We start from the raw sequence: 25,058 nt of genomic DNA on the forward strand, positions 1-25,058 counted from the left end.
ATGCCAGGAGGGAATTTGAGCGTGATCGGAACGCTCGTCCCGATGTTTGGGCCGACCCGGATCCCGGTCTCCGCCAGACGTTCATGCCGCGCCAGGCCGCGCCGGTGCGGAGGGCTGGCTGAGAGCCCCGGCACGGCGGAGCGCCTACAGCGCAATGCCCACGCCTGCACTCACGGTGTTGTTGCTGGCCAGGGCGTAGTCGACGTTGAGCTGAATGACGGCGAGGGTGACGGACACGCCCGCCAGGGCCCGGACGCTGTTCGAGGCGTCCTGGTCGAACGACACGGTAGACGTGCCGGCGTCCGTCTCGAACGTGTAGCCCACGTCGACCCCGAACTGCTCGTATTGCAGGCCGCCGTAGAACGTGATGGGGGCGACGGGGACGCTTTTGCTCACCTGCGCGTTGAGGGCCCAGCCGGAGGCGTCCACAATCTCGCCGGGGTTGGCGCTGTCGTCGGCGCCGGAGAGGGACAGGCTCTGCCACGTGCCCTGCACGGCGAGGTTCACGGGCGAGAGGGGGATGTACTGGCTGAGGCTGTGCCGCACGGAGAGGCCGAAGAGGGAGACGGAGCCGTAGTCGCTGATGCTCGTCTCCGGAAGGAAGCGGACCTGGGCGTCCGTTCCCAAGACCGTGCCGGCGCCAATCTGGGGCACCGCGAGGGGGGCGATGGGAGTGTCCAACAGTCCAGAGGGAAGGGAGGCAGATCCCACCTTCTGTCCGTCCTCATTAAGAATTTCCGCTTCCCCGGAGAAATTCTTGTCACCAAAGACCGTGGGAAGATCCGTATTTTCTGGATAGTCGATTGTGAAGGTATTCCCACCGGATTTGAACTCGTCGTCCTCCTGGCTTTGAAACGAGTCTTGCAGTCCAGAGGTGAGGGCGCCCGTGCCGGCCACGCCGACGTAGACGTCAATCACGGGGATGATGCCCTCGCCGCCGACCTCCGCGGTGCGGAAGAGCCCGGCGTTCAGGTTGGCCCCGAGGGCGTCGGTGACCGGCTGCGTATAGCTGTCGGCGTACTGCTGGCCGATGCTGCTTAGGGCATTGCCGAGCTCGTCTGTGTCCTGGGCCTGGCTCGGCGGGACGATCAGGAACGCGAGGGCGATCAGGAGCGGAAGGAGGCGGATGTGGAGGCTGTGCATAGGAGGAGAGGGATTGAGAACAAGAAGCGCGTTGCAGAAAGAAATATTGAAGCAAGCGCCATGCCGCGGGACTACGATGCCGCCGTCTCCCGGTCGGAGAGTTGGTCGGAATGTGTGTAGGCCCTAAGGCGGTCTCGGTCGTGGGGCGGGGTGAGCATGCTCACCGCGACAAAGACGACCACGTTCGCGACGAGTCCGTAGATGCCTTCGTGCAGGGGGAAGGGGCGAAGGGAGGGGGCCACGAGGAAGACGGTGTTCACCCCGATGCCCGTCAGCAGGCCCGCCAGCGCGCCAGCGCCGGTGGCGCGGGGCCAGTAGAAGGCCGCGAAGATGAGCGGGAAGATCTGCGCGACCCCCCCGTAGGCCCCAAGCAGGAGCGCCACGATGCCGACCTCTGAGAAGACCGCGAAGTAGTAGGCCGTGGCGCTCGTGGCGACGACGAGCCCGCGAATCCACTGGCGCTGCCGGGTGTCGCTCATGGGGGCGGAGAGCATCGGCTTGATGCCATCGCGCAGCCCAATGGAGGCGGCGGCGTGCAGGATTGCGTCCCCCGACGACATGGAGGCGGCCAGCGCCCCCGCACACACGAGCCCCACCAGGACGGGCGACAGCTCGATCTGAGTGAGCAGGTGCGGGACGATCGTATCGGGCGGCGCGACCCCCGGAAACGCCAGCACGCCCGCGAACCCGATCAGCAGGATGGGCACGAGGAACAGCTGGAAGGTGGGGTACAGGACCACCGTCAGCTTGAGGGTGCGGTCGCTCTTGGCCGTGAAGGCGCGCATGAAGAGGTGCGGCCACATCGAGAAGCCGACGGCCGATACGATGACGGCCGAGCTGTAGCCCGCCCAGCTCCAGGGCGACCCGTCCGCCGCGAGGCCTGGGACATTGAGCATGGCCGCCTTGTCGCTCGCCGCGATCGCCTCAAACATGGGCTGGATGCCCCCGTGCAGCGTCTCCGGCAGGTAGAGGCCCAAGAACCAGGCGACGGCCATCATGAAGAGGCCCTGCACCGTGTTCGTCCACCCAATCGCCATCATGCCGCTGGCGAAGACGTAGACCAGCACCACGCCGTAGGCCACGAGCGCCCCGAGCCACCGGGGCACGACCCCGTCGGAGATGGTCGACAACAGCAGTCCCGCCCCCTTCATTTGGAGGGTCAGGTAGGGCACGAACGCGACGACGCTGAGCGCAGCCAGCACCACCGAGAGCGTGCGGCTGTCGTACCGGTGGGCCAGCATCTCGGCCTGGGTGACGAACCCGAACGCCTCGCCAACCTGCCGGGCCCGTGGCCCGAGAAAGTAGAAGGGCACCATGCCCACCGTGCCGTAGGCGATGATGTAGAAGGCCGCCGCGCCCCGCGAGTAGGCCCAGCCAGGGGCGCCCAGAAACGCAAACGAGGAGAAGACCGAGGCCCCGAGCACGAAGTAGAGCACAACCACGCCCAGCGTCCGGTCGCCCGCCACGTACCCGTCTACGCTGGCAGAGACCGTGCGCCCCGACCAGACGCCGAGGCCCAGTACCAGGACGAGGTAGAGGCCACAGATGGAGAGAATGATGGCCCACTCGGGCATGACGGGGGGCGGCAAAAACCAGAGGGACGCGTGCGGACCTTAGTCCGCCGGACCGGGCTCGTCGGTACGGTACAGGAGCACTAGGGCGACGAACATAACGACGAGCCAGCCCACCGTCCAGGCGAACGAGAAGGGGAGGCCGAAGAGGTAGGGCGTCAGGTCTACCGCCAGCGGGTAGACGGGCCAGACGAGGGACAGTCCCGAGAGGACGCTCACGACGAGAAACGCCCACAGGGCGGAACGCCGGGACTCATCTGCGAGGCCAGGAATCACAAGTCCCTGGGGCATGTCGTCGGTCCGGTCCTCCATGGGCCTCGGTGGGATGCCGCGAGTGTGGACAACAGGGAGTCAGCGCCGGTCGGAAACGACGGCGTCTCCGTCAGGGGAGAGTCGGGCAGAGGCCCGGTGGGCAGATGGGGTGGAGCGGGCATCCTCCGTAGGCGGCGCCGTGAAGCCGGCGTCGGACCGCTCGTGGTGCGGGTCGCCCCCACCCCGGCAGGAGTAGACGACGGAGGCGAGGAGCAGAAGAGAGACGGCACCGATGGCGAGGCTAAAGACCCCGGCGGCGAGTGTGCGCTTCATGGGCGAGCGAGGCGGTGAACGAAAACGGCGGTGACGAACGGGAGGCCCATCAGAATGGCACTTCATCCTGACTGTCCTCGTACTCAGACTCGTGCCTAGTGGTCTGGATGTCAATGCCCTCCGCTGAAAAGCCGAAGAGGTCTTCCGGGGCGAAGACGAGACGGAAGTCGTGCTCGTCGAAAAACGGCTCGAACTTGCTCGCAAACTCGTCGAGTCGTTTCAGGTAGTAGGCAGTGTTTTCGTCCGGGTCCTCGGGGTCCCACTCCTCGGCCCGCCTGCAGTGCTTGAAGGCCGTGACGTTGGCGTCATCGCCGGTGATGTAGTATGTGATGCGGTCGCCCTTCTTCACGGGTTTGTCCGTGTGACTCTGCTTCTTTCTTGCGAGTTCGTAGGTGGCGGCCCGTGGGCGTTGGCCCTCGTTCACGTCGGCCTCGTACTGCTCCAGGGTGTCCTTCAGTGTCTCGGTGCGGGCGAAGCTCTCCACGCTCTCCCAGTCGCTGTTGACGATTTTGTCGCGAGTATCCACGTAGAGCTCGTGCAGCCCCTCCACGTCGTGGTTGAGGAGGCGGCGGATGGCCTTCCGGACGAAGTCACGCCCGAACGGCTCATTGGAGCGAGAGATGAGGGAGGAGCCCTTAAACTTCAACTCGTCGTCGTAGGTGAAGAGGGCGTAGTTTTTCTTCTTGTACGAGAGCATCTTCTTGTACCGCCCGTCGAACCCGACGCGGATGCCCTGCGGCATGGCCTCCGTCAGGTTCACGGTGTAGTCGATCTCGGCCTGCTCCCCCCGCACGTCCTCGGGGGGCACGAACAGGACCCCGTCCGTGTCGACCTCGATCACGGTGCCGCCGCGCTCCTGAATCTCGTCGATCAACTGCCGCAGAATCTTCTGCCCCGTGCGCGCCACGCGATCGGCCTCTTCGAAGTCGTTGAAGGCCGAGAGCCCGAAGCCGAGAAGGCCGTAGAAGCTGTTGATGAGAACCTTGTAGGAGGACTGCCGCGCGTCGAGCTCGCTGCGCACCTCCTCCTCCTCGGCGTTGCGCATGTCCTCCTTCGTCTCCAGGCGCAGGTCCGTGAGCCGCTCCAGGAGCTGCGGAAAGAGGTCCAGCGTGTCGCCGGACGGCTGCACGTCGTAGTTGAGCATGATGGACGGGTACAGGCTCTCCACGTCGGCGTAAACGATGGGGCCCATGACGCCCGTGATGAAAATGTCGGTGTAGCCGCCCATCGACTGGCTGCCCCATTCGCTGCGGGGGAGGGCGTGGTGCTGACGCAGGTACTCCCGGACGAAGAGGCTCTCGATCTTGCCCGCGGGGCCGCGCCGTGCCGACGAGCCGTAAGTCATCGGGAGCATTTGGGCGAGGTAGAAGGTGGAGCCGGAGAGGTGGCCGGCCAGCCGTTTCGTCTCGGTCACGTCGTCGAGCGCGTACTCCAGTAGCGTCGCCCGGTCGGTGCGCCAAGCCGTCGAGATCTCGGCCCCTTCGATGTAGGTGCGTTCCTCGGGGGCGAGGCCGAAGTAGCGGGCGGCCGTTTTGAGGCTGTAGTCCGGGAGGTCGCGGCTGAACACGTCGAACGACATCACCTGGAAGTAGGTGTCGATGACGTGGCGCCCCACGATGTCGACGGCCGGGTAGTCCACCGTCCGCTCCGCGAAGCGCATGCTAGAGTCGTATGTGCGGGGGACCGACCCGTCGCGCCCGATGGCAAAGTCAACGCCGTGCAGGGCGCACCGATCGAGGAGGTAGGCGAGGTCAAACTCGAAGATGTTGTGGCCCTCGATCACGTCCGGATTCCGCTCCTGGACGACGTAGACGAGCTCCTGGAGCAGCTGCTCCTCCCCGATCCCGTCGCGGAGGTGCAGCACCTCGTCCCAGCCCCGGTTGTCGGAGAGGGCAACGATAATCACCTTGTCGTCGGGGCGGTCGGCGTTCGGGAAACTGTCCTCGGAGTACACCTCAATGTCGAGCTGTAGGCGGTGCAGGTCGTCCAGCGTCATACCGAGGAGGCACGACCGCCCGGTCTGCATGAGGTACTGCTGGGCGGGAGACCCGACCCGGTAGAGCTCGTCGGGCTGCTGCTGATCGCTGTCCGACCGATTCTCGACCTGCCGGATGGCGTCCCAGTAGTCGCTCCACGTCTCGAAGGTGAGCAGGTACTGATAAAAATTGTCGCCGCTCAGCGGGGTGGCCGTGTGGACGTCCCCGCCCCGGTACCGATCCGCGAGCAGCGAGAAGTCGGAGAGGAAGAAAAACGGGAAGAAGGTGTCCTCCTGCTCGTGGATCGTGGCAAAGTCCTCTGATCGCTGGTAGACGCGCACCCGAGCGGGCTCGTCCGACGGACGGTCCATCATCGGATGGACGTCCACGAGGCGAGGCATCGGGTCCTTTCCAAACAGGGCCGTGTCCGCCGCCGACTGGGTCGCGTCGACGGGGGCAGGAGTGGTAACGTCCGGCGGAGGCGGCATCGGACCGTGGACGTTCTGTCGTGGAGTGTATGAGAAGTCGGGCTGTGGGCCCGAGAACATTGTCTGGTTCAAGGGCCAAAGGGAAACTGGGGGCGGCTGGCAAATGCCCTAGACCCTTGACGAGACTAGCGTCTCCTTCGTGAACAGGTAGAAGTCACGTAAAGGAATACCGTAGTCTGCACGGGACATCGTCTGTCTAGATCCCAAATATTCCGGCGAGGTTTCGAGAACGTATCCCGCCGGCCGTTCCGGAAGAACTTCGGAGAGCGCCGAGAGCCTACTCTCGCGCGGCACGTCGGCCGTGTTCGCAAGGGGAGTGTCGGATTTCCCGTTGCCCCGCCGTGGTCCGCGGTTCTCGGAGGAAGAATTCGTTACGGAAGCGCGCGATCAAGTGAAGGGGCGGTCTGTACCTCTTCAGGCATCCGGCTCTTTGCCAATAGAAGAGGTCCTCATGCCTGACTCCCCCGCGCCCCCGGCCTCCATCGCCGAGGCCATCGCCCGAGTCACCCGTTTCCGCGAGGCTCGTGACTGGGACAAGTACCACACGCCACGGCACCTCTCACGGGCCGTGTCGGTGGAGGCCAGTGAACTGGAGGAGGAGTTTCTGTGGAAGGACGCCAGTGACGTCGCGGAGCATCTCCGGTCCGACGAGGGCCGGGAGGCGGTTAAGGACGAGGTGGGGGATGTGCTGATCTCAATTCTCCTCTTCTGCGAGCGGACGGGAATCGACCCGCTGGAGGCGCTCGGGTCGAAATTGGAGAAGACAAAGGAGAAGTACCCGGTGGAAGATGCCTAACTGCAGGCCGTCACCCGCGGGGCTGTGTCCTACGTGGTGCCGAATCCCTTCCGAATCTCGTCGAAGGTCTTTTCGATGATGCGCTCGTCGATGCCGTCGTAGATCGCGCTCATGAGCTGAATGGTGTTCTGGGCAGCGTCCTCGAACACGAACCGCGGCGCGGCGAAGTCGCACCGCACGAAGTGAGGAGGGCTCCCGCCCCCGTACACAAGGGTACAGGTGTCGAAGGTGCAGTCCTCAAAACGCTTCCCGTCGAGCACGACACGTTCACTCGCAAAGCTCTGGCCGACCACGTCCTCGCGGCCCGATCCTTCACGGTCCGGCTGGGACTGATCTTGAGACCTGTCGTGTCCATTTTGCTTTGCCATGGTGGCGGTGCGTCTGACCTAAAGTGATCGCGGTACACCCCTGCACGTTCTTTCCGGTGTTTGAGTTCGGACCCCGGCCCGTCGGCCGCCCTGGTGCTGGTGGGGTTAGTGCCAGCGGGGGGAAGTGGTTGCCCGCCGGCTGTGCACGACGCCACGATTGCGGGCGACACGTCGGTCAGGGTCAGGGACCGCCCAGATCGAAAGCACTGACCGGAACGGCAGGGCCACCGAAGTAGAGGTGTCCTGCTTCGTGCGGCCGCACTCGTCTCCACCTGGCCGACGACCGTCCAAACGCACCGTCGAGCCCCGCTCCCTGCCTCGCGGGACCAACATCCACGAATCTTCCGATACGGTAAATCCGTCGCGAGAGTCCTACTGCGGGAAACTGTACGGACGACGCTGCGTGGCGGAATGCCCCTCAAAAATTAGTCTCCGACTCTCTTTGTCGGTCTGATTCCCATCAACCCCATCCCGCTTCCCTACATGCTTGACCCCAGTCTTCCCGACGCATTCGCCCGCCACCTCCTGACGACCGTGGCCGACCACTCCTTCAATGCCCTCACCATTACCCGCGCGTCCGGTGCGGAGGAGCCCGGCGAGATCGTGTACGTCAATGACGCCTTCGTCGACCTGACGGGCTACGAGGCCGAAGAAGTGATTGGCGAGACCCCTGGGGTGCTGCAGGGGCCGAAAACCGAGCAGGAGGTCCTGGACCGCCTCGGCCAGAAACTTGGGGCTGGGGAGGTTTTTCACGGTCGGGCGACCAACTACCGGAAGGACGGCTCCGAGTTTACGATGGAGTGGAAGGTCATTCCCGTCACCGAGAGTGAGGTGGACGCGGACGAAGAGAGCACCGATGAGACCCTGGACGGCGATTCCATCTATCACGTCGCGGTGCAGCGTGAGGCGCCGAGCACCTAGGACGGCCGCACAGCCTGGCCAGTGCTGGGAAGGGGTTACTCCTCGTACCGCTGGCGCACAGAGTCGGCGCTCAGGACTGTCAAGACGGCTTCCTGCACCCTTGCACGCCCGACTGCCGTTTCCAAGTCCGCGACGGTCGGCCCGGCGCCGGAGGTGTCCCGGTCATGATCGATCGGGTCCCGCCGGTCGGCGTGGGCCGCGAACCAGTAGGTCACCGCTCCCTGGAGCTTCGGAATCGGAATGCACGTTTCCTCCTCGCCGTCTCGGATGTAGGCGAGGTCGTAGTACCCGTCGGTCATGTTTCCCTTCGGGGTCTTTGGGCGCTCTCGAATCGAAAGCGAGCACGTGACGCTCGGAAAGTATTCGTGGAGCGCGAGGGCGAAGGCCGCGTTGGCCGCGGCGTAGTTGCCCCCATTTTTGGCTTTCTCGGCGAAGGCGATCAGGTCCTCCGCGCCACGGGGAACCGGCATCGCGGCCGGCTCCGACATCAGGGAAGCGTGGCCCTGCAGGCGCGCCTCGTCCCGACGCTCAACGGCAATGAGGCGATCCCGCGGCTCGCGGAGGCCGTCCAGGACGTAGATCGTCTCGGGCGTTTCGATGCCCGGCCGGGTGTCGGTGCGCTGGTGGGTGGAGACGCCGCCCTCCACCTCCCGGTCGAGGTACTGCAGTCGCCGGTGGAGCTTTTCGGGAGCGATTCTGAACAGGGTCCCGTGGTTGCGGTGCCGGAGTGTGTAGTTGACGTCCATGACGGTGGGGGAGTGCGATGCGCGGTGTCATGCGTGCTGAGAAAGGCGACGGGCCGGGCACGGGCCGTCCCGTGGAGCGCTCTCAAACCCACGCGCCCTGTGTCAGATTCAGAAAGCGCCCCGTCGCCGCGAGTTCTACGTTGTTTTCCCGTTTCGGGCTTTGCCTCGCACTCCCTGTTCCGCGTGGCGTTACCCCCCGCGAGCCTGTTTCTCTCACAACCGATGTCTCCCAACGAGGCGTCTCCCCATGCCGATGGATCTCCCAACCTCTACGTTTCGCGTGTGCAAAGGCCCCCGGTTCCCCCAGAAGGGCCGCCCAGTGGCCGTCGTGACCGGGCGGGCCGAAGACGGCCTGCCGCCGGACCCACTGGTTCATCTGGAGTACTTCGTGTTCTTTACCCGCGACTCCGACCCCTTGATCGCCCGTGCCTTCCGGGCCCTGGGAACCGTCCCCGAGGCGGTCGACCTGAAGGAGGAAGACCTCGACCTGTCCTACTTTCTCGGGCTGGGCCGGGAGGACGCGGAGGCAAGGGTCAGCGAGCACCTTGAGTCGTTCTACGACGATCCGGTGCAGGTTTTGGGTAGGCAGGCGGCCCGTCTTGAATGGACCGACCCGTCGTACCTGGCCGACCTGTATTTCCGCGTGGTGGGCCTGGGGGCGTTCCGGCGGATCGCCGGGACGACCAGTTCGCCCGAACTGGAGCGCTATCTCGATGACCTTGACGACAACGGGGCGATTCTTGACCGGCAGGGCATCTCCGCCTGAGAGCTTCCCGCACGCGGGCTCCCGAGATGAATTTGACTGACGATTGTGCGGTCGGGAAGACTGAACTCGTCGCCCGAGACTCCCTCGAAATGAGGAACGATTCCGTGTCCGGAGTCGCAGTGAGTCAATCGATTCTAGGAAGAATCTTGAGCTACGGCACCATCGAAGTCCGTGGAGAGGAAGCTGATGGTGTAAGATTTGGATACATCAAGAAACCAGAGGAACTGAGAAACACCATGCAGAAATATCTGGCGGATGTAGCAGATGAAGCCCAGTAGCCTCAGTGGGAATCGCTGGGGAGGTGCAGAGAGTCAAAGAGCGACGAGCGATGATCTCCTCGTCCACTTTGGCCTTCGTGTCGGGTTTTCGGAGTTTGAGATCGTCCCTCCCCGAAAACCCTGTAGCACTCGGTCTAGAATTAAGCTGTAGGCCTGCGAGCCGCACCAATGTTTTAAGCGGCTTCTTTGACAATCTCGGCCCCCTTAGCGCCACCAGCTTGTTTCTTCCAGACAGCTTGTTTTTCTCAGATCCTCTTCCAAACTTGCGTCTGATTAAAACTACATGCCATCTCAAAACCCTGACCTAACTATGCGTAAATTCGTACTCCCATGTCTCATTGCTTTCGCACTGGTTCTTTCGGGTTGTTACAGTGCTCAAGTAACGACCGAGAAGGAGCCAGGTGGGGAAACAATTGAAATGCGCAAGACCGGATTTGTCAACGGTCTAGTGATGCAAGGTATGCCTGTAGATGGAGCCAGGATGTGTCCTAATGGTGTGGCCTCTGTGTCGACGGAGCTCACATTCTTGGACCAGTTCCTTGGGGCACTCACAGGCGGAATCTACTCTCCGATGACCGTCACCCTTAACTGCGCATCTGGCGAGATGTCTGGCGGAATGTCCAAGCTTGTGCCAGCGCCGGACATCGACTTCAAGCTTCCGGAAGAGACCAAGCAGACGGAGGTTGAAAAGACCATCAGTGCTGCGGCTCAGAAGTCGGCGACCATGGACCGTCCCGTTCAGGTGAAGTTCACCAGCCAGTAGGGCGTCTACTCTTCCCGGTCTGTTCGATACGTATTAAAGAAGAGTAGGGACGGGCGATGGGCAAGAGGCGTTCTACCCTTCGCTCATGAAAGCTAGTGTTTTCAACGCTCAGTTGCTCGCCTCTCCGGTCTGTCGACCCGGGGAGGCGGGCGTTTTTGTTCGTCCCCACTGGGCGCGGGACGAAGGCAATGTGCTCAGCGCCTCCACGCATGTCTGTGCCAGATTGTGCCGCGACTGACGTTTCCGCGGGTTTTAAGTAAGACGACGGCCGCTGGGCTGCCCGGTTTTTGTGTCTTAGACAGCTGGATCCCCACATTCCTCTGCTCCGTTACGCCGAAGAATTGATTGGCGAGGGGCTGATTCACCCTGCTAGCGGTGAGCGCGCACTGACAATTTTGAAAGCCCCTCTGCCAACTCTCCCGGCTCGGACGTTTTCTTTTTGCACCAAAGCCTTCCAGTAGGTCTCAGAGTCTCCCCCTCCTGCCTGCACTTCGACATCGGGTTACTTCTGCACCCACACCCGCGTCGAAAGGGCCGATGGCCATCGACGGACGGCACGTCCTCCGAGTGATTTCGGAGATTCTGGGACACCCCAGTCCCCAGGTCACGAGATGCACTTGCCAAATAGAAAACGCCCCTCAAATCGCCGCTTGAAGGCGTTGAGGGGCGCTTAAGGCGGTGCGAAAGGGGGGACTCGAACCCCCACGGGGCTAGGCCCCACGAGATCCTAAGTCTCGCGCGTCTACCAATTCCGCCACTTTCGCGTGCGGAAGAGGGGTCTCAGAGCGCCATTTCGGGGGATTTTTGCCCCGATTCCGGCATTCTGTACACACCTCTGGTCACAGCTGGGTAATTTTGATGTGTACAATTTTTGTACACAGGCAGGATGTCTTGGTGCCCAGTTCATAGAATATCGGGGAGCACATACGGCACTTCCGAAGTCTGGTTCAGTGCCGGTCGCAAGAAGCCGTATAGAAAAGTGAGGAAGATGGCATCCGGGAGTCCCCCGGAAGGGTGCTTGGTGGACAGAGCCCGTCACACGGGGTGCCCCGCGAGCGTACACGGCTCGCTATGCAAGCGCCCCCCCGGATGACTGCCGCCGTCCCGCACTCCTCCTACCCGACCGAATGGGCAGGAGGGAAGAACCCCAGCTCAGTGGTGGCTTCGGCAAACTCTTCGTGGAAGGCAGAGGGCTCCTGCTGGAGCTCCTCCAGCGACGGTGCAAGACGGGCGTACGGCTCCGTGGACTTCACCGACGAGTAGCCGAAAAGCTGCATCAGATCCCTCGACGTGTACCCCAGGAGCATCAGCCACGAGGCGCAGGTGTGCCGCGTGCAGTTCGTGAAGTTGAGCTCCTCATCGAGCCCAGTCTTCCGCACGTACCGCTTCACGGTGCGCGAGAGGCGCCGTGTGTCAATCTGCTCCGACCGTGCCCCACCGAAGAGGAAGTCGGAATCCGCATTGCCTTCGGCAGCCCCCTTCGCTACCTCCAGGGCCATTGAACACAGCGGGATTTTTCGGTCGTAGTCGTCTCCTTCGTAGTCGAAGTGAGCCGGGTTGGGCTCCTTATTGGGGGCAGGGACCTGGAGCGTCTCCTCATCGAAGTCGACATGCCGGACCCGCACGTGCTTCAGCTCCCCGGGGCGGAGGCCCGTCGCCGTGGCAAACTTCAAGGGCGGGAGCACCCAGATCAACTCGTTCTCCTTGATCCCCTTCCGACCCTCCATCTGGGAACGCCTCTCGTAGTCCGCTTCGATGGCGTAGGTGAGCTCGGCAAACTCTTGGGGGGAGAGGTAGGGGCGCTCCACTGCGGGCGGCTCCGGGCGCTCTACGTCCTGCATGGGGTTCTGCCCAGGGCGGATGTGCTCCTCGCCCACGAGCCACTCGTAGAAGGCGTTTAGCCGAGAGTACATGCTCACCCTGTAGGCGTCAGATATGGAGGGGCGCCCCAGGTACTCGCGGATGGTTTCTGGGCGCACGTCCTCCGGTGTGTCTACGAGCAGGGGCGTGTGATCCTGGAAGAAGGTCCCGAGCGTTCCACGAAGCGTGCGACGGGTATTGTCCGTGAGCCCCTGACGGTTGATGTACCGACCGGCAGCTTCCTTCCAGGGGATCCCTCCAGCTCCGTTGTCCTCGTCTGCCTCGTCACGTGCGCCTCTGCCCGCGTCGTCACCTCCTTGTGGGGAGCTCCCTGTGTTCTCTGTCTCGTCCGTGTTGCCTGTGTCGTTGGAGTCTGTATCGCTGGGGTACGTCATGTGGGCCTCTCATGTGTGAGTGAAAAAGTGGATCCGCATGGACACAAGGGGTGTCCTGCTCGCGAGATGTTTGTCGCGGCGCGGCACTCACCATGGTAGGCAGAGGTCAAGCCAAGTGAATGAACCAGGCATGATTTAAAGTAGGCCCGAAAATAGCAATAAAGTGCAGGTCATAAGTATGGCTTACCTGTCATGGCGCGTGATGAAAGCCTCTGTTTAACGGAGCTGAAGGGCATTATTAAGTCCAAATGCTCTGTATTTTCGGTGCATAGAACCCCGGGGTCAAAATCATCAAAGGGGGGGTGGGTTCGGCGTTGTCTAATGTGCTCAGAGACTAACTTCAATACGTCAGTTTCGGGCCTATATTAACGATCATCTAAACATATTATGTGAGAGTTTTTTTCGTCGGTAAAAATCTGTTGGACCAGTTATCCTATTCTTTGCAATTCATGTCATCAACATCCGGTTGCGGTCGCAGATGTAGAAGGTATGTTGGGGCTACCTGATCGCGGGACCACGGCTTCGGTCACTTGCTACTTCACCTATTTCCGGCACACGCAGAGATCATGATAGACGCACCCCCAGGCGCACGTTATGAGACACCCTCCATGACCCCGTCAGATTTGGCGGAGCGGGCACGCAATCTCCGGGAAGAGTCGGGCCTCACGCAGCGGGATCTTGCAGACAAGATCGAGTGCTCCCCCTCGACGATCTCGAAGGCGGAAAACTACCACAAGGGCGACGGGATGATCAGCGCCCGCATCACCATCATAGAGACGCTGACCGATGAGAAAGTGGAAGGGCCCTTTTACGGGTAATGGGACAAAACCCTCCGGCGAAATGCGCCCACGCCATTCCGAAGCAGGGAAAATCCGGGGGTGTTTGGTTTATACGGACCCGTTACCCCTGGAAGATCAGTCCTGTCTCGTCGTCGTACGGGCTCGGCTCGGTTAGCGCCACTACCTGCTCGACGTTATCGGTCCCTACCTCGACTTCTTGGGTGACGAAGCGATCCGAGTACTGATCGTAGCGGTAGCTGGGGACGGAAACGGTGTGTTGCGTGGTCGCCTGCTGGAAGGCCCGGTAGCCCTCGTACTGGTCTTGCACGTCATCTTCGGAGACGAACACCTCAACCTGTGGGCCAATGATCCGGCTTTGCCAGCGGGCAGTGTCGGTCTCGTCCTCGTCCTGCGCAGTTTGTGGACGAATGAGCCAGTGCTGCCGAAACTCCTGGCGAAGGGACTCCTGGTTGCGCTCTGCCTGATCGGAAAAGCTCAGCGGCTCGCTGTAGACGGCGTTTGTGCGCTCCTTGAGGTCGAGCTTCGTCAGGCGCTGTCCCTCTTGTAGCTCTTCGTCGGTTTGGAGCAGGGCATCGGAGGCTCGCCACCCTTCTCCAGGCGAGAGGGTGCCGTAGGGAGCCGGGTACAGGGTGCCGTCGCGAAGAGGACGAATGAGGTGCAGGGTGCCGTCCGAGTCGCCAAAACGGCTTAGGCGCCCAGTGCGCTGCGCGAGGCGGTCGATGGGGCACAACTCGCTGACCATCACCGGGGCGCTGACGTTGAGGCTCATCTCGCCGATCTGTGTCATCACCGCGACCCCTTCGTTACTGCCGTCACTGCCGCCGTCCCCAAGCATTGCCCGGATCGCCTGCTCTTTGCTAGCTTTGTGGGGTTCGGTGAAGCGGCTGTGGTAGAGCACGAGGTCGTCTCGGTGCCGCGCAAGGAGGCGGTAGTACGCCGCTGCCCGAGCCACGGTGTTGGCGTAGACGATCAGCCTTGGCGCCTCACGGGCAGTGTCAATGAGCCACTGCATATCCTCAGGTTCTGCTCCATCCTGATCGGGCTCCTCCACACCGTGAACGGACACAATCTCCACGGTGGTGTCGGCGGTAGTTGTATCGAGCGGGGAAGGAGGGTCCTCGCGGTCGGGAAAGTAGACGCTCAGGTGCTCGTCAGGCAGGGTGGCACTCATGACCAGCACGGGGACTTCTAACTCCCGCAAGACCGCCATCATCGTCTCGATGTTGGCCTGCACCACGTCGTCGTAGAAGTCACACTCGTCGATGATGAGGGCGCTGTGGGCGAGGTTGGCGAAGCGGAGATGGTCTTCCTCACGTCGCCCGGTGAGGCAGGCAAGCACCTGATCGATAGTGGTGACGGTCAGTGGGTACAGAAACTGACGCGCCATTGACAGCCGCTCGAAGAGCCGATCTGCGCCATCGAGGTGCTGCCACGCGCTAGAGTGATAGAGCCCGCTTGTGACATGCGATTCGGTGTCTGCGGCGAGCGAGGAGGCGGTGAACCGGGTGGGCAGAGCGATGATGGCACGGCGGGCCCGCTGACTGCGGACCTGCTCACGGGCCCAGAGGAGTGACGCAGCGGTCTTGCCGGAGCCGGTCTCTGAGCGCAGCGCAAGTGTCGGCTTGTCGGCGTGCTCCAACGCTGCCTCCTGCACCGGACGGTAGTGCGGCGTGCCGTCTTCGCCTGTGTAAGGGAAGTGGTACCGGAAGGGGCGCAGGGGAAGCGGGTCGGGAGCGTCCGGGGCCTCGATTTGGCTTGCGCGGCGGTCGGCGAGCTGAAGAAGCGCCCGAACCACGTCGTATTCGTAGCGCTGACGCACCAGCGCGGAGAAGTCTTTGTGGCGCCCGTTACGCTGCTGCTGGCGCATCTCCTGCCAGTACCTCGTGTGGTCGTCGTAGCCAGAACCTCCGGTGGTCCAGCGGTCCTCGTGGGCCCATGAGAGCTTGTTGTGGTGAGCGCCGATGGCGACCCGAGACGGGTCATCGAGCGTTGCGCTCTCGTCGCCGTCGATGGTGCGCAGAGAGGCGAGCTCGTGCCGCAGCCCGACCTTCCGAAGCCGATCCTCCTCTGCGCATCGCTGCCAGCGGTCGTGGGCCTTGCCCCGGTCGTGGTGGACGGCGGCTTGGAGCAGTCGCTCTCGCAAGTCTGCGCCGGTCAAACGATGATACTTTACGTGGTACCGCAGACGAGCGAGGATGGACTCTGCCTCCGCCACCACGTCTTCCGTGTGCTCTTGAAGCGTAAGGGGCGGATCTGTCTTGGCAAGCGCGTAATCATTCATTCGACAGCTGCATGATTATCTGCGGGATGAGGTTGACACCACAAAGGGACGATTCAAACGGAGGCGACACGCGCAAGGCGCTACGCTGCTACAACGACTTTCAACACCTAAAGGGTACGATTTAAGCACGTATTGAGATCGATCTCCCACCCGAACCGCTCACCTTTCGACACCAAGACGGTACGATTTAGACCGCATTTTTTGCAGAATGTCTGTCCGGTACTCCTCCTTTCTACACCTGAACAGTGCGATTCAAACTCGCCGTCCCCTTTCGCTCCGCGTCCTGGTACGTCATCTTTCAACACCATAACGGTACGATTAAAACGACCTTGCCCGCAGCGTCCAGGATCTTCTGCTGCGCCTTTCAACACCACAAAGGTACGATTTAGACTGAACCGTGAATCAGCGCGGTTCAACGTGGTGGCGTGCTTTCAACACCTCAACGGTATGATTTAAACCCGTCGCGGCAAAGCGCGTCTTCCCGCATCCTTCCTTTCAACACCTCAAAGGTACGGTTCAAGAGTCTAGGAGGTAGTTTGTCACCACGATATCGATGTTCTTTCAACACCTCAACGGGACGATTCAAACTACGAGGCGCTGGCAAACGGCAGGGCGCCCAATGGTCTTTCAACACCTCAACGGTACGATTCAAACGCCGTTCTCGCTACGACCGACTCGATCCTGTACCGCTTTCAACACCACAAAGGGACGATTCAGACCTTTGAGATAGCCGCTACGCGCTGCTCCTCCGAGCGCTTTCAACACCTCAATGGTACGATTCAAACGCGTTACGGACACAGTACACTGGCCCGTGCCGTCCTTTCAACACCTCAACGGTACGATTCAGACCGTACTGGAACGCCTCGGCGTCCACGTAATCGGCGATCTTTCGACACCTTAATAGTACGATTCAAACGCGACGGCTGCGACAGCCGCAACGACTGCCGTAACCTTTCAACACCATGAAGGGGCGATTCAGACTCCATCCAAGTGCGACTCTACCAGACAATCAAGCTCTTTCAACACCTTGACAGTACGATTTAGGCTTCTCCACGAGAATGGGTATATCAAAATCTTCGCCCTTTCAACACCGCAAGGGGACGATTTAGACTCTTCGGCGTGCAGGCTTCCTCGTCGTCAAACTCCATCTTTCAACACCTCAATGGGGCGATTCAAATCGTTGAGCACGTTCTGATCCCGCTCAGGATACTAAAATTTTCAACACCAAAATGGTGCGATTCAGGTCTCCGTCGAGGACTGGGTAAAGCTGTCCGTACAGCATCTTTCAACACCAAAAGGGTACGATTCAAACCGTGATGATCGACGTGCTCAAGAACCTGCAAGGCGTCTTTCAACACCTCGACGGTACGATTCAAACTGGATCATGCCTTGGGGGACCTTCAGGGCTTCCTGCTTTCAACACCTCAACGGTACGATTCAAACGATCGTAACACACGAGATCGGACATGTCCTGGGAATCTTTCAACACCTCAAAGGGACGATTCAGACCCTGTGGCGCCCATGGGTCGTACGAGCCCCGCATGTACTTTCAACACCTCAACGGTACGATTCAAACGGTCCCTACGAGAAGCAGGGCACCGACTACCTGTACTTTCAACGCCTCAATGGGACGATTCAAACCGGCTGAAGGCAGCGGCGAAGCGAAAGCAGAAGATCAACTTTCAACACCTCAATGGGACGATTCAAACAATCTGCCGCTCGATCTTTCGAAGGTCCTCGGTGGCCTTTCAACACCTCAATGGGACGATTCAAACCTGCTTCACCAGGTCGAGAGCGTGGCGGTCGTGGACCTTTCAACACCTCAATGGGACGATTCAAACCCTACCAGTTCGTCTCAGAAGCCGATTTTCTGGAGGCTTATCAGGCATCTGAGGGTTGTAGACGGAATATCTGGTCATAACACAGGAAAATTGTCGTCACCCTCCCGCGGTTTTTACGCCACCGGAGGGGGACGAGGTTGTGCGGTAAGCATACGAGGTGCTACTCTGCCTCTGTGAAATGCTCCACGTTGCCCAGCGCGTCTCGTTGCAAGTAGATCAAGGGAGTTTATGAGCTAAATTCTATCCTTGAAATAAGCAGTTCTGCGAGATTCGAGCGCTCCTTTGATCGCCCGATGGTACGATTCATGCATTCCATAGGACATCCAGCTCGTCGCGATACGCCTCGTTTCAACGCCACAAAGGGACGATTCAAGCCATTGAGCACGTTCTGCTCCCGTTCAGGATAGTAGAACTTTCAACACCACAAAGGGACGATTCAGACTTGGGCATAGGCTCAAGGGCTTGGTCAAAAGGGCGCTTTCAACACCTCAACGGTACGATTCAGACTGATGCCGGGAGCTTCGTCCATGACAAATAGCATGTGCTTTCGACACCTCAAGGGTACGATTCACGCGACGGACAACCTGTCCCGGAGCTGGTGGGGCAACTACTTTCAACACCTCATCGGGACGATTTAGACGAGGACTGGGTGGTCCATGTCACCGACCTGCACGCCTTTCAACACCTCAAGGGGATAATTCAAACTGCTGACGCAGTAATGACGAACGAGTTCGCGCAGTTCTTCCAACACCTCGAAGGTACGATTCAGACGATCTTCGTGCCGGGTCGGTGTTCGGGTTTAGCCATCTTTCAACGCCTCAAAGGTACGATTCAGACCTGAGGCCCGAAAAGAGGCGTTTAAGGCAGTAGGCCCTTTCAACACCTCAAAGGGACGATTCAGATGAGAAAAGATTGAATAAACGTGGTCTTTCCGCAGCCCTTTCAACACCTCAAAGGGACGATTCAGATCAAGGCGATCCGCGACCAGCGCGTCGGCCACGACCACTTTCAACACCTCAAAGGGACGATTCAGATTGCGCTCCCGCCCCGCTGAGATCGGACTCGTAAGCCGCTTTCAACACCTCAAAGGGACGATTCAGATCCTGCCAGTTCGCCTCAAAAGCCGATTTTTTGGAGGCTTATCAGGCACCTGAGGGTTGTAGGCGCAATATCTGGTCATAACTCGGGGAAATCGTCGTCACCCTCCCCGGGGCTTTTGCGCCACCGGAGGGGGACGAGATTTTGAGGGCTGGGCAGTGAGCTTTTACTCTACCTCTGCAAAGTCCTCCAGATCGTTCAGTGCCTCGAACGTCTCGGCGTAGTCCATGGTCTGTTCGGCACGGTCGATGATTCCCTCGTCGCTGAGGGTGTTGAGTGCACCTTCGTAGGCGGACCGGACGCTGGGGGCCTCGTCCGCCGTGTCGTCCCCCTCGAAGTATGCGGCATCGCGCTCATCGAGCTCCGACTTGAGCCGATCCTGTTCGGTGTCGCCCATGGCGAAGTAGCGGGCTCCCTTCCGGGAGAGTCGCGTGTCGAGCACAATGAACACCTTCTGCGGCTCGCCCGTCGTCGCGTTGCGGGCCTGACTGGCGTAGGCGTTGAGGTACCGGGTCGCCTCCACGAAGAGACGTGCCCGCCGTTCTCGCTCCTCCAGAGGCGCGTGCCGCACCGTCTCCGTGCCTACGTGCAGGCCCCGTTCTCCGTCGCCGGTGGGCTTGTATTCGTAGCGCTCGGAGGTCGAGAGCGAGCCGCAGTCCAGGTGAAATGCCGCCCGCATGTGGTCCTCCTGGCTCAGCTCCATCGTGGCGATGTTTTGTGAGTCGTCCTGGGTACTGAGGCGGAGCAGGAGGTCGCGCACCGTGTCGCTGGGCTCTAGGGCGACAGCGGGCGTGGCGGAGATCGGTGCCGTGCGGCGCCCCGGCTCGCCCGCGATGTCGGTAATCATAAAGCCCCCCAGGTCCGCCCGCAGGTCCTTCTCGACCATAAAGGTGGTCGCGTCCCCGTTGCTAACGTACGTGTCGTCGGGCGCCTCCGGGTCGGTTTCGTTGAGGCGACCGATGGCTTCGAAGAGCGCGTGGCGCTGCATCTGCCCGGAGATGTAGACCCGGCCATCGGGGCGGCGCTTGATCGCGCTGGCGTTCCCGAGCTCATTTTGCCCGCTGTTGGCGCGGTGCATCTCCATGGGGGCCACGCTTGCTACAAGGATGGACTCAATCGTCATAGGCTTGAGAGAGTACTGGTGTAAATGAAGCGTAAGTGCGTGCCTACCGGGCCGTGTCGCCGGACAGGCTCCATCGGTTACGGAAGGTCGGAGATCGCGTCGTCGAGGTCAGTCGGAGAACTGGCGTCTTCTTGCGGCGGTACATCCGAGGGGTCGGTCTCTCCCGCTTCGGCTGTGGTATCGGGGGCGCCCTGTTCAGGGGCAGGTTCCTCGCCGCTGGCTTGCGGCTTGCCTTCAGTTGCAGTTGCTTGGTCGTCACTGGTGGTGCCTCGAAGGCGCATGTAGGCCACCAGCAGGTTGCGGGCCTCGCGCAGCGTGAGCTCCCCAGCGGTGGTCTGGTCGAAGAACTCTCGGGCTCCAGGTGGGAAGTCCGACCCGGTGAGGCGACCCACCTGCACGCTAATGCGGGCGATCAGCTCCGGGCCATCGTCGCAGTCGTACAGGGTGCTTTCAAGGCTGGAGAGGATGGTCTGCTTGTTCTGCCGCTTGGTGTCCCCGGTGCCGTCGGCGGCGTGGTACGCCTGCGTGTTGATGTGCTGCGCCGCCGCACGGGCGGAGTGCACGAGCGAGGAGTCGTAGTCGGGCATAAAGTACGCGTCGAAGAGTGGCGAGAAAGAGCGTGGGTAGGTCGCGCGAAGGGAGATAAAGTCCCTGAAGTAAGCAGGGTTGAACCGGAGTAGCCAGCGGCGGAGGACGCGCTGAACATCTTCCTCGTTGGCGTTCGTTTGGATCTTCCAGGCATTCTCCAGGGCAGGGCGAAGAATTCCCTTGCGGGCGAGCGTGGCGACGTGAGAACCCGCCGTTTCACTGCGGTTCGTCCCCGACGTGTCTATGACGTACACCCGCCGGTTTGCAAGGGCCTCCAGGACCGGTTTTGCGTCGTCGAAGAAGCCATTCTTCCGGGCCCAGCTGCCGATTCCCGCCACGACGCCGAGGGTGCCGAACGTCCATCCGGGGGGTGGGTCGGGGAACGTCCCCTCATTTTGCAGGAGAAATGGCTTGCCGTCGTCGTTTGTATTTGCCTGCGTTGGGCCTGGGAGGCTGGGCTGGAGATCCAGGTACAGATCCAGATACGAGAGCAACTCGGGAAGCGGAAGGTCGGGAATAACCGCCCCCCGATCAGATTCACCAGTCCGGCGTGCTGCCTTCAGGGGCGTGAGCGTGGTTACAGTGCAGGCAAGCGTAAAGAGGCGCGTCTTCTTGACGTTGCTTGCGCTCGCCTTTCCAATGGAGAGCCTAGTGGCGGGTGGGTAGTACCGCTGAATGATTTCCTTCCCGGGCAGGGGGTTGTTGATGAATCCGTACCGCTGTCCGTTCAGTTGACCGTCCCCGAGCAGGACGTGGGGGCGCACGAAATAGCCGTTCGCCCCAACCTGCTCGCCGGGCGTGCCATCGAGCTCCTGAACCAGATGCCCTTCAACCTCGCTATTCGGGGGGTATTCCGGGTTGGGAAAGTGAATGCGGATCTCGCCCATGAGCTGGCGGATGCGTGCCTCAAGGGCCTCCTCCAAGTCGTGGCCCTGTATGGCAGCCTCCGCCTCTTCCGCAGTTTGGGCGCCAAACTGAGTGAGGAGCGTCTCCGCCAGCCCGTAGCGCGAGAAGTAGTAGGATCGAACTCCGTCCACCGTTCGAGGAGGGGTTAGTGAAGAAGTTGATTCAGGCGAGTGGCAGCGCTGGGTTACTCGCTGGTAAAGTGGAAATGGACATCGACCCAGCCATCGCTGGTCCCGAGGTAGAGTGGCCCCCTAGGTGCCTTCAGGGCTGCTCGTAGAGCGTTGCCTGCCGCTTTCGTTGTGTCCACGTCGTAGACCCAGGGCCCGTCTGTGACCACGTACTCCCGCTTCACAGGCGTCTTGCCGTACCCGTAGTTGCCAGCTTCGTCCTGAACCCCGCGCCAGTCCTGATTGCTTGCAGAGGCGCGGATCCGAGCAGTGTCGCGCCACTTGTGCAGCCACTGCGTATCGTCGTAGGTCTCTGTGCCTGGGGCCTCCGTCAGCTCAAGCTCGTAATAGGGGGCAAGGAGCGGCTGGTAGTCCCGACTTCGCCTGCCGCTGATGCTCACGTCTGCTTCTGCTTCGTCGGCGAGGGTCTGCTTTAGTTTGTACCCGAAGGCGCCCTTGTCCCAGCCGAAGTGAAGCCCGAAGGCGTTCTCGATCATGCCGTACAGCTGACGCTTCGGAGGCGTGGTCTCGGTCTGAAAGTGCTTGCCCGGCACGCTCGTGTTCATCGACAGTGGCACGAGGGGCTCGACGGTCAGGGTGCCTGTGGCGTCGGCGCCCAAGGGGTCCTCCAGAAGAAAAGAGAGATCAATGTCAGGCATCGCTGGATCGTTGGTTGCGGTGGCAGTTGGGCCTTGCGGGCCTACGAGCGAGCGTACGACATGGGAATAATCGAACCCATTCCCATTCCGGTCAGTCCCCCTAGACCGACACTCATCACAAGTCCGTGCAGGTCGGGTAGCGGGGCTGTCACCTCGACGGGACAGAGGTTGCCTCGAAACTCCAAGTCACCCACCTGCACTACCTTGGTGCTTGGATTGCGCTCCTCAGAAAATGACACCTCGACTTCCTGGGCTGCTTCTTCGGGAATGCCGAGCGCGTCAAGCTTTGAGCGGGTGGTTGTGGTCACGTACTCGTCTGCCTGGGGGGCGTCGTAGCGCAGGTGGTCGCCGTCATCCCGCACCAGAATCGGGCTCTCGGCGAAGTAAGTCGCTGTGCCAGTAGGGGGCTCCACGACCGTGACGCTATCGATGGCGATGCCTTCCAGGATTTCAGCGTTCTCGTCGACAGATGCCAGAAATTCTTCAAGGGGTTCGCGCTCGGCGACCCCGAGGCTCCACGTAGCAGGCTCACTGAAGACAAATCCGTGTCGTGTCACATCTGCCTGCCCCTGAATCCACCCAATGGAGTGCAGGCTGAGCCCATCATGATGGGCGTAAGAGGGAGCCCGGTCGTAGAAGGCCCGACCCAAGAGCTCCCCATAGTTGAACGGGTGCAGCCGAGGCTCAATGTCGAGGTCAAATTGGACTTTCATCGTCTGAGAGAGGACACCTTGTGGACGAACGTGGACGTGCTCAACGGAGAAGAAATAGCCTGGTAGGGAGCGTCCCGCAGGCGCTGCCAACATAGGGTCTGTTTGGGTCGAATTAAACTTTCTGTAGGCGTTGGGAGCTCGGACCACTGTCGGCTCGTGGCCCCCTGGTCAATGCCGACCGCTCACACAATACAAAGGCAGGACCTGCACATCGGAACCGAAAGTTCCGATGTGGTCTTTGCATTGCGTACATTGGCGTGTCACCATTGGCATGTCCCACCTTCACCCGCATGGCTGGGATACAGTCAGCGCGCTCAGTATATTATGTACCCGTATCGTTCTAGCTTATGGCTGCCACCGACCATCCGCCGTCTTCGTACGACCCCGATCCTCCAACCCGAGTCCAGCTACACAAAGCCTTATCTCGTGGACGACAGATTACGCAATCGGAAGCGTCCGACGAACTTGGGGTGTCGAAGCGACGCGTGCGGGATGTCGTCAAAACGCTTCGTGAGGAAGGCGTGCCCGTGCAGGAAGCTTTCGAGGATCGTCGGCGCGTGTACTACCTGAAGCCGGGCGACTGGCACTCCGAGGCTATCACTCTCAATATCCCCGAGCGTCAGCTCCTTACCCTGCTTGTTGCTACGCAGGCAGCACGCCCGACCCTTTCTCCCACGCCTCTCGCAGAGGACCTTGACGCTGCCTCTGCGTCGCTCGAAGAAGCACTAGGGGGAAGGGTTGTGTCTTTCATTCCAGCCTTTGAGTCGGAGCGGTGGCACTTCAGCCGAGCCACGTCGGTTGGCATCAATCCCGACGTGTTCTGGGCCTTGAAGCGGGCCATTGCGGACCGGCATCCCGTGTACATCGACTACTACTCTGCCTCCCGAGGGGCCTGGAGTCGGGATCGGAAGATCGATCCGCTAATGTTTGCGGTGCGCCGGGGGGCCTGGCTCTGCGTGGCGTACTGTCACAAGCGGGACGCCACCATCGACTTTAATCAAGTTGGGATCGAGCAGGTAGAGGTGGCAGAGGAGGAGCACTTCGCTCCGCCGTACGACTTTGACCGAGGCGAACACTTTGAGGGACGTTTCGGAGCGCTAGCAGGAGGAGACGCCCACGAGGTCGTCCTGTGGGTTGACGATGAGCATCAATCGTATTTTGAGCGGAAGCTTTACCACCCGACGCAGGACGTGTCCTCCACGGAAGAAGGAATCGAGGTTACGTTTCGAGTTCAGGGCCTCGACGAGATTGCGTCGTTCATTCTGTCGTGGGGGTCGGGCGTTGAAGTACGCAGCCCCGAAGCGTTGAAGGATCGTCTTGTGCAAGAAGCGAAGGCGGTCGCAGATCAGTACGCGTGAAGGGACTTGCGAGGTGAAATCAGGGTGTTGGCTGGCAAAAAGCTGGCATGACTGGTTGCCAATGCCTGCTCACCGCGTGCCCTTGTGCGCCTGTAGCGATCTGCACGCACCACCTACGGAAAATCTACGTCCCTGTATAGGCCCTCCACATGAGCGTGTAAGAGGACCGGGAGATGGTTGGGGGAGATGTACAGATTTGCCATGATCGCCCGAGAGGAGGCACGTAGAGCGATGATGGGCGCTCTCCCATCCATCATTGCCTGTGCATTACGTCTTGTGGGAGCCTTTGGCCTGTGACTGCCCTTTTCATCAGGACAGGATTCGGTTCAGCGCTGGATTCTGCCTCTCCGGGCAGGTGGGTATGGCAAAGAGATGTGGTATGACGGGCAAAAATACTAAGCAGGTAGTATTTAGCTTGTTCACGATGTCTCACGGGTTTTGCTAACGACTTTGTTGTCGGTTGGTACCCGGAGTTGTATCCCGTCACCCGCCTGCGTACCTTCGCTGAATAGACCGCAGAAAGACTTCAGTCTATCCTGGTTGGGGCTTTTACTACCGTCGAACTCTTCTTCCCTCCAAGTAATCAGCATAGGGTAATGTACGTTTTGGTGGTGAAATAGGAGGAAGAGTCAACAATCTTCAGTTAGCCAAGCCCCCCCTTAAATTTCGTTTTCGACGGAGTTGGGTGGTCCAAGTCCCTTAGACAAGGTGGGCTACGCTAATGTGAGTAAGAGGTATCGTACTCGAAGGTTTAATTTGACATCAAAAAAGTAACAAAAGAATACATAATAAATACGTAATTGTATGTAAAAAAACACATATAATACACACACCCAAGCCAAAGACAACAAACACCCCACCCCCCCAC

General features: G+C 60.7%; 21 protein-coding genes, 1 tRNA gene and 1 pseudogene. 9 read left to right on the forward strand and 14 right to left on the reverse strand.

Annotation, left to right across the window (positions count from 1 at the left end):
* Positions 1–144: 144 nt before the first annotated feature.
* The 5 genes from OJB03_RS07190 to OJB03_RS07210 form a co-directional block, all read right to left on the reverse strand.
* Positions 145–1,143 carry a DUF6588 family protein gene (locus OJB03_RS07190; protein WP_263786222.1) on the reverse strand — a complete coding sequence of 333 codons (999 nt, stop codon included), beginning with the start codon at positions 1,141–1,143 and terminating at the stop codon, positions 145–147.
* Positions 1,144–1,214: 71 nt separating this feature from the next.
* Positions 1,215–2,717, reverse strand: coding sequence for a sodium:solute symporter family protein (locus tag OJB03_RS07195; RefSeq protein ID WP_263786223.1), 1,503 nt, complete (start codon positions 2,715–2,717; stop codon positions 1,215–1,217).
* 39 nt (positions 2,718–2,756) lie between these two features.
* Positions 2,757–3,026, reverse strand: a complete 270-nt coding sequence (locus tag OJB03_RS07200; RefSeq protein ID WP_263786224.1) for a hypothetical protein — start codon at positions 3,024–3,026, stop codon at positions 2,757–2,759.
* Between the two features lie 39 nt (positions 3,027–3,065).
* Positions 3,066–3,299, reverse strand: a complete 234-nt coding sequence (locus OJB03_RS07205) for a hypothetical protein (protein WP_263786225.1) — start codon at positions 3,297–3,299, stop codon at positions 3,066–3,068.
* Positions 3,300–3,348: 49 nt separating this feature from the next.
* Positions 3,349–5,763 (reverse strand): DNA polymerase domain-containing protein, encoded by a 2,415-nt coding sequence (locus tag OJB03_RS07210; RefSeq protein ID WP_263786226.1) that lies wholly within the window; start codon positions 5,761–5,763, stop codon positions 3,349–3,351.
* 451 nt (positions 5,764–6,214) lie between these two features.
* On the opposite strand from OJB03_RS07210, the gene OJB03_RS07215 reads away from it, so the two are divergent.
* Positions 6,215–6,559: a nucleotide pyrophosphohydrolase gene (locus tag OJB03_RS07215; protein WP_263786227.1), complete on the forward strand. Its 345-nt coding sequence runs from the start codon at positions 6,215–6,217 to the stop codon at positions 6,557–6,559.
* Positions 6,560–6,588: 29 nt separating this feature from the next.
* Here the strand turns inward: OJB03_RS07215 and OJB03_RS07220 are convergent, their stop codons facing one another.
* A complete protein-coding gene (locus tag OJB03_RS07220; protein ID WP_263786228.1) occupies positions 6,589–6,927 on the reverse strand; it encodes a DUF5067 domain-containing protein in 339 nt (112 codons plus the stop codon).
* Between the two features lie 483 nt (positions 6,928–7,410).
* Between OJB03_RS07220 and OJB03_RS07225 the strand changes: the two genes are divergently transcribed.
* Positions 7,411–7,848: a PAS domain-containing protein gene (locus tag OJB03_RS07225; RefSeq protein WP_263786229.1), complete on the forward strand. Its 438-nt coding sequence runs from the start codon at positions 7,411–7,413 to the stop codon at positions 7,846–7,848.
* Positions 7,849–7,883: 35 nt separating this feature from the next.
* Here OJB03_RS07225 and OJB03_RS07230 read toward each other — a convergent pair whose 3' ends face one another.
* Positions 7,884–8,594, reverse strand: a complete 711-nt coding sequence (locus OJB03_RS07230) for a hypothetical protein (protein WP_263786230.1) — start codon at positions 8,592–8,594, stop codon at positions 7,884–7,886.
* Positions 8,595–8,841: 247 nt separating this feature from the next.
* On the opposite strand from OJB03_RS07230, the gene OJB03_RS07235 reads away from it, so the two are divergent.
* From OJB03_RS07235 to OJB03_RS07245, 4 genes and pseudogenes are all read left to right on the forward strand, one after another.
* Entirely contained in the window at positions 8,842–9,360 is a 519-nt protein-coding gene (locus OJB03_RS07235) for a hypothetical protein (protein ID WP_263786231.1), read from the forward strand.
* Between the two features lie 26 nt (positions 9,361–9,386).
* The gene (locus OJB03_RS07240; protein ID WP_263786232.1) at positions 9,387–9,638 is read left to right on the forward strand and encodes a PH domain-containing protein; all 252 of its coding nucleotides are present in this window, start codon (positions 9,387–9,389) and stop codon (positions 9,636–9,638) included.
* A gap of 310 nt (positions 9,639–9,948) precedes the next feature.
* A pseudogene (locus OJB03_RS15750) lies at positions 9,949–10,218 on the forward strand (Bor/Iss family lipoprotein); the annotation flags it as partial.
* A gap of 36 nt (positions 10,219–10,254) precedes the next feature.
* A complete protein-coding gene (locus OJB03_RS07245; RefSeq protein ID WP_263786233.1) occupies positions 10,255–10,401 on the forward strand; it encodes a hypothetical protein in 147 nt (48 codons plus the stop codon).
* Positions 10,402–11,080: 679 nt separating this feature from the next.
* Here the strand turns inward: OJB03_RS07245 and OJB03_RS07250 are convergent.
* Positions 11,081–11,165: transfer RNA gene (locus tag OJB03_RS07250), tRNA-Leu, on the reverse strand.
* Positions 11,166–11,516: 351 nt separating this feature from the next.
* The gene (locus tag OJB03_RS07255) at positions 11,517–12,656 is read right to left on the reverse strand and encodes a tyrosine-type recombinase/integrase (protein WP_263786234.1); all 1,140 of its coding nucleotides are present in this window, start codon (positions 12,654–12,656) and stop codon (positions 11,517–11,519) included.
* 608 nt (positions 12,657–13,264) lie between these two features.
* Between OJB03_RS07255 and OJB03_RS07260 the strand changes: the two genes are divergently transcribed.
* Entirely contained in the window at positions 13,265–13,474 is a 210-nt protein-coding gene (locus tag OJB03_RS07260; RefSeq protein ID WP_263786235.1) for a helix-turn-helix domain-containing protein, read from the forward strand.
* Positions 13,475–13,556: 82 nt separating this feature from the next.
* Here OJB03_RS07260 and cas3 read toward each other — a convergent pair whose 3' ends face one another.
* Entirely contained in the window at positions 13,557–15,737 is a 2,181-nt protein-coding gene (gene cas3 / locus OJB03_RS07265) for a CRISPR-associated helicase Cas3' (protein WP_263786236.1), read from the reverse strand.
* Between the two features lie 2,763 nt (positions 15,738–18,500).
* Between cas3 and OJB03_RS15755 the strand changes: the two genes are divergently transcribed.
* Complete coding sequence (locus OJB03_RS15755) at positions 18,501–18,632, forward strand: hypothetical protein (protein WP_423816360.1); 132 nt, start codon at positions 18,501–18,503, stop codon at positions 18,630–18,632.
* A 210-nt stretch (positions 18,633–18,842) separates the two neighbouring features.
* On the opposite strand, the gene OJB03_RS07270 is transcribed toward OJB03_RS15755, so the two are convergent.
* From OJB03_RS07270 to OJB03_RS07285, 4 genes are all read right to left on the reverse strand, one after another.
* Positions 18,843–19,799 (reverse strand): DevR family CRISPR-associated autoregulator, encoded by a 957-nt coding sequence (locus OJB03_RS07270; RefSeq protein ID WP_263786237.1) that lies wholly within the window; start codon positions 19,797–19,799, stop codon positions 18,843–18,845.
* 77 nt (positions 19,800–19,876) lie between these two features.
* The gene (locus OJB03_RS07275) at positions 19,877–21,424 is read right to left on the reverse strand and encodes a hypothetical protein (RefSeq protein WP_263786238.1); all 1,548 of its coding nucleotides are present in this window, start codon (positions 21,422–21,424) and stop codon (positions 19,877–19,879) included.
* Between the two features lie 53 nt (positions 21,425–21,477).
* Positions 21,478–22,119 (reverse strand): hypothetical protein, encoded by a 642-nt coding sequence (locus tag OJB03_RS07280; protein WP_263786239.1) that lies wholly within the window; start codon positions 22,117–22,119, stop codon positions 21,478–21,480.
* Positions 22,120–22,160: 41 nt separating this feature from the next.
* Entirely contained in the window at positions 22,161–22,832 is a 672-nt protein-coding gene (locus OJB03_RS07285; RefSeq protein WP_263786240.1) for a CRISPR-associated endoribonuclease Cas6, read from the reverse strand.
* Between the two features lie 347 nt (positions 22,833–23,179).
* Between OJB03_RS07285 and OJB03_RS07290 the strand changes: the two genes are divergently transcribed.
* On the forward strand, positions 23,180–24,190 hold the full coding sequence (locus tag OJB03_RS07290) for a helix-turn-helix transcriptional regulator (RefSeq protein WP_263786241.1): 1,011 nt from the start codon (positions 23,180–23,182) through the stop codon (positions 24,188–24,190).
* Positions 24,191–25,058: the final 868 nt, after the last annotated feature.

Source organism: Salinibacter grassmerensis (assembly GCF_947077765.1).
Lineage (GTDB): Bacteria > Bacteroidota > Rhodothermia > Rhodothermales > Salinibacteraceae > Salinibacter > Salinibacter grassmerensis.

Bases quoted from the DNA above. Each gene is read 5' to 3' on its own strand.
- OJB03_RS07225 (WP_263786229.1), top strand. From the start codon at position 7,411: ATGCTTGACCCCAGTCTTCCCGACGCATTCGCCCGCCACCTCCTGACG.
- OJB03_RS07290 (WP_263786241.1), top strand. From the start codon at position 23,180: ATGGCTGCCACCGACCATCCGCCGTCTTCGTACGACCCCGATCCTCCA.
- OJB03_RS07235 (WP_263786231.1), top strand. From the start codon at position 8,842: ATGCCGATGGATCTCCCAACCTCTACGTTTCGCGTGTGCAAAGGCCCC.
- OJB03_RS07270 (WP_263786237.1), bottom strand. From the start codon at position 19,799: ATGACGATTGAGTCCATCCTTGTAGCAAGCGTGGCCCCCATGGAGATG.
- OJB03_RS07245 (WP_263786233.1), top strand. From the start codon at position 10,255: ATGTCCAAGCTTGTGCCAGCGCCGGACATCGACTTCAAGCTTCCGGAA.
- cas3 (WP_263786236.1), bottom strand. From the start codon at position 15,737: ATGAATGATTACGCGCTTGCCAAGACAGATCCGCCCCTTACGCTTCAA.
- OJB03_RS07255 (WP_263786234.1), bottom strand. From the start codon at position 12,656: ATGACGTACCCCAGCGATACAGACTCCAACGACACAGGCAACACGGAC.
- OJB03_RS07205 (WP_263786225.1), bottom strand. From the start codon at position 3,299: ATGAAGCGCACACTCGCCGCCGGGGTCTTTAGCCTCGCCATCGGTGCC.
- OJB03_RS07190 (WP_263786222.1), bottom strand. From the start codon at position 1,143: ATGCACAGCCTCCACATCCGCCTCCTTCCGCTCCTGATCGCCCTCGCG.
- OJB03_RS07230 (WP_263786230.1), bottom strand. From the start codon at position 8,594: ATGGACGTCAACTACACACTCCGGCACCGCAACCACGGGACCCTGTTC.
- OJB03_RS07215 (WP_263786227.1), top strand. From the start codon at position 6,215: ATGCCTGACTCCCCCGCGCCCCCGGCCTCCATCGCCGAGGCCATCGCC.
- OJB03_RS07285 (WP_263786240.1), bottom strand. From the start codon at position 22,832: ATGAAAGTCCAATTTGACCTCGACATTGAGCCTCGGCTGCACCCGTTC.
- OJB03_RS07260 (WP_263786235.1), top strand. From the start codon at position 13,265: ATGACCCCGTCAGATTTGGCGGAGCGGGCACGCAATCTCCGGGAAGAG.
- OJB03_RS07220 (WP_263786228.1), bottom strand. From the start codon at position 6,927: ATGGCAAAGCAAAATGGACACGACAGGTCTCAAGATCAGTCCCAGCCG.
- OJB03_RS07200 (WP_263786224.1), bottom strand. From the start codon at position 3,026: ATGGAGGACCGGACCGACGACATGCCCCAGGGACTTGTGATTCCTGGC.
- OJB03_RS07195 (WP_263786223.1), bottom strand. From the start codon at position 2,717: ATGCCCGAGTGGGCCATCATTCTCTCCATCTGTGGCCTCTACCTCGTC.
- OJB03_RS07210 (WP_263786226.1), bottom strand. From the start codon at position 5,763: ATGCCGCCTCCGCCGGACGTTACCACTCCTGCCCCCGTCGACGCGACC.
- OJB03_RS07280 (WP_263786239.1), bottom strand. From the start codon at position 22,119: ATGCCTGACATTGATCTCTCTTTTCTTCTGGAGGACCCCTTGGGCGCC.
- OJB03_RS07240 (WP_263786232.1), top strand. From the start codon at position 9,387: ATGAATTTGACTGACGATTGTGCGGTCGGGAAGACTGAACTCGTCGCC.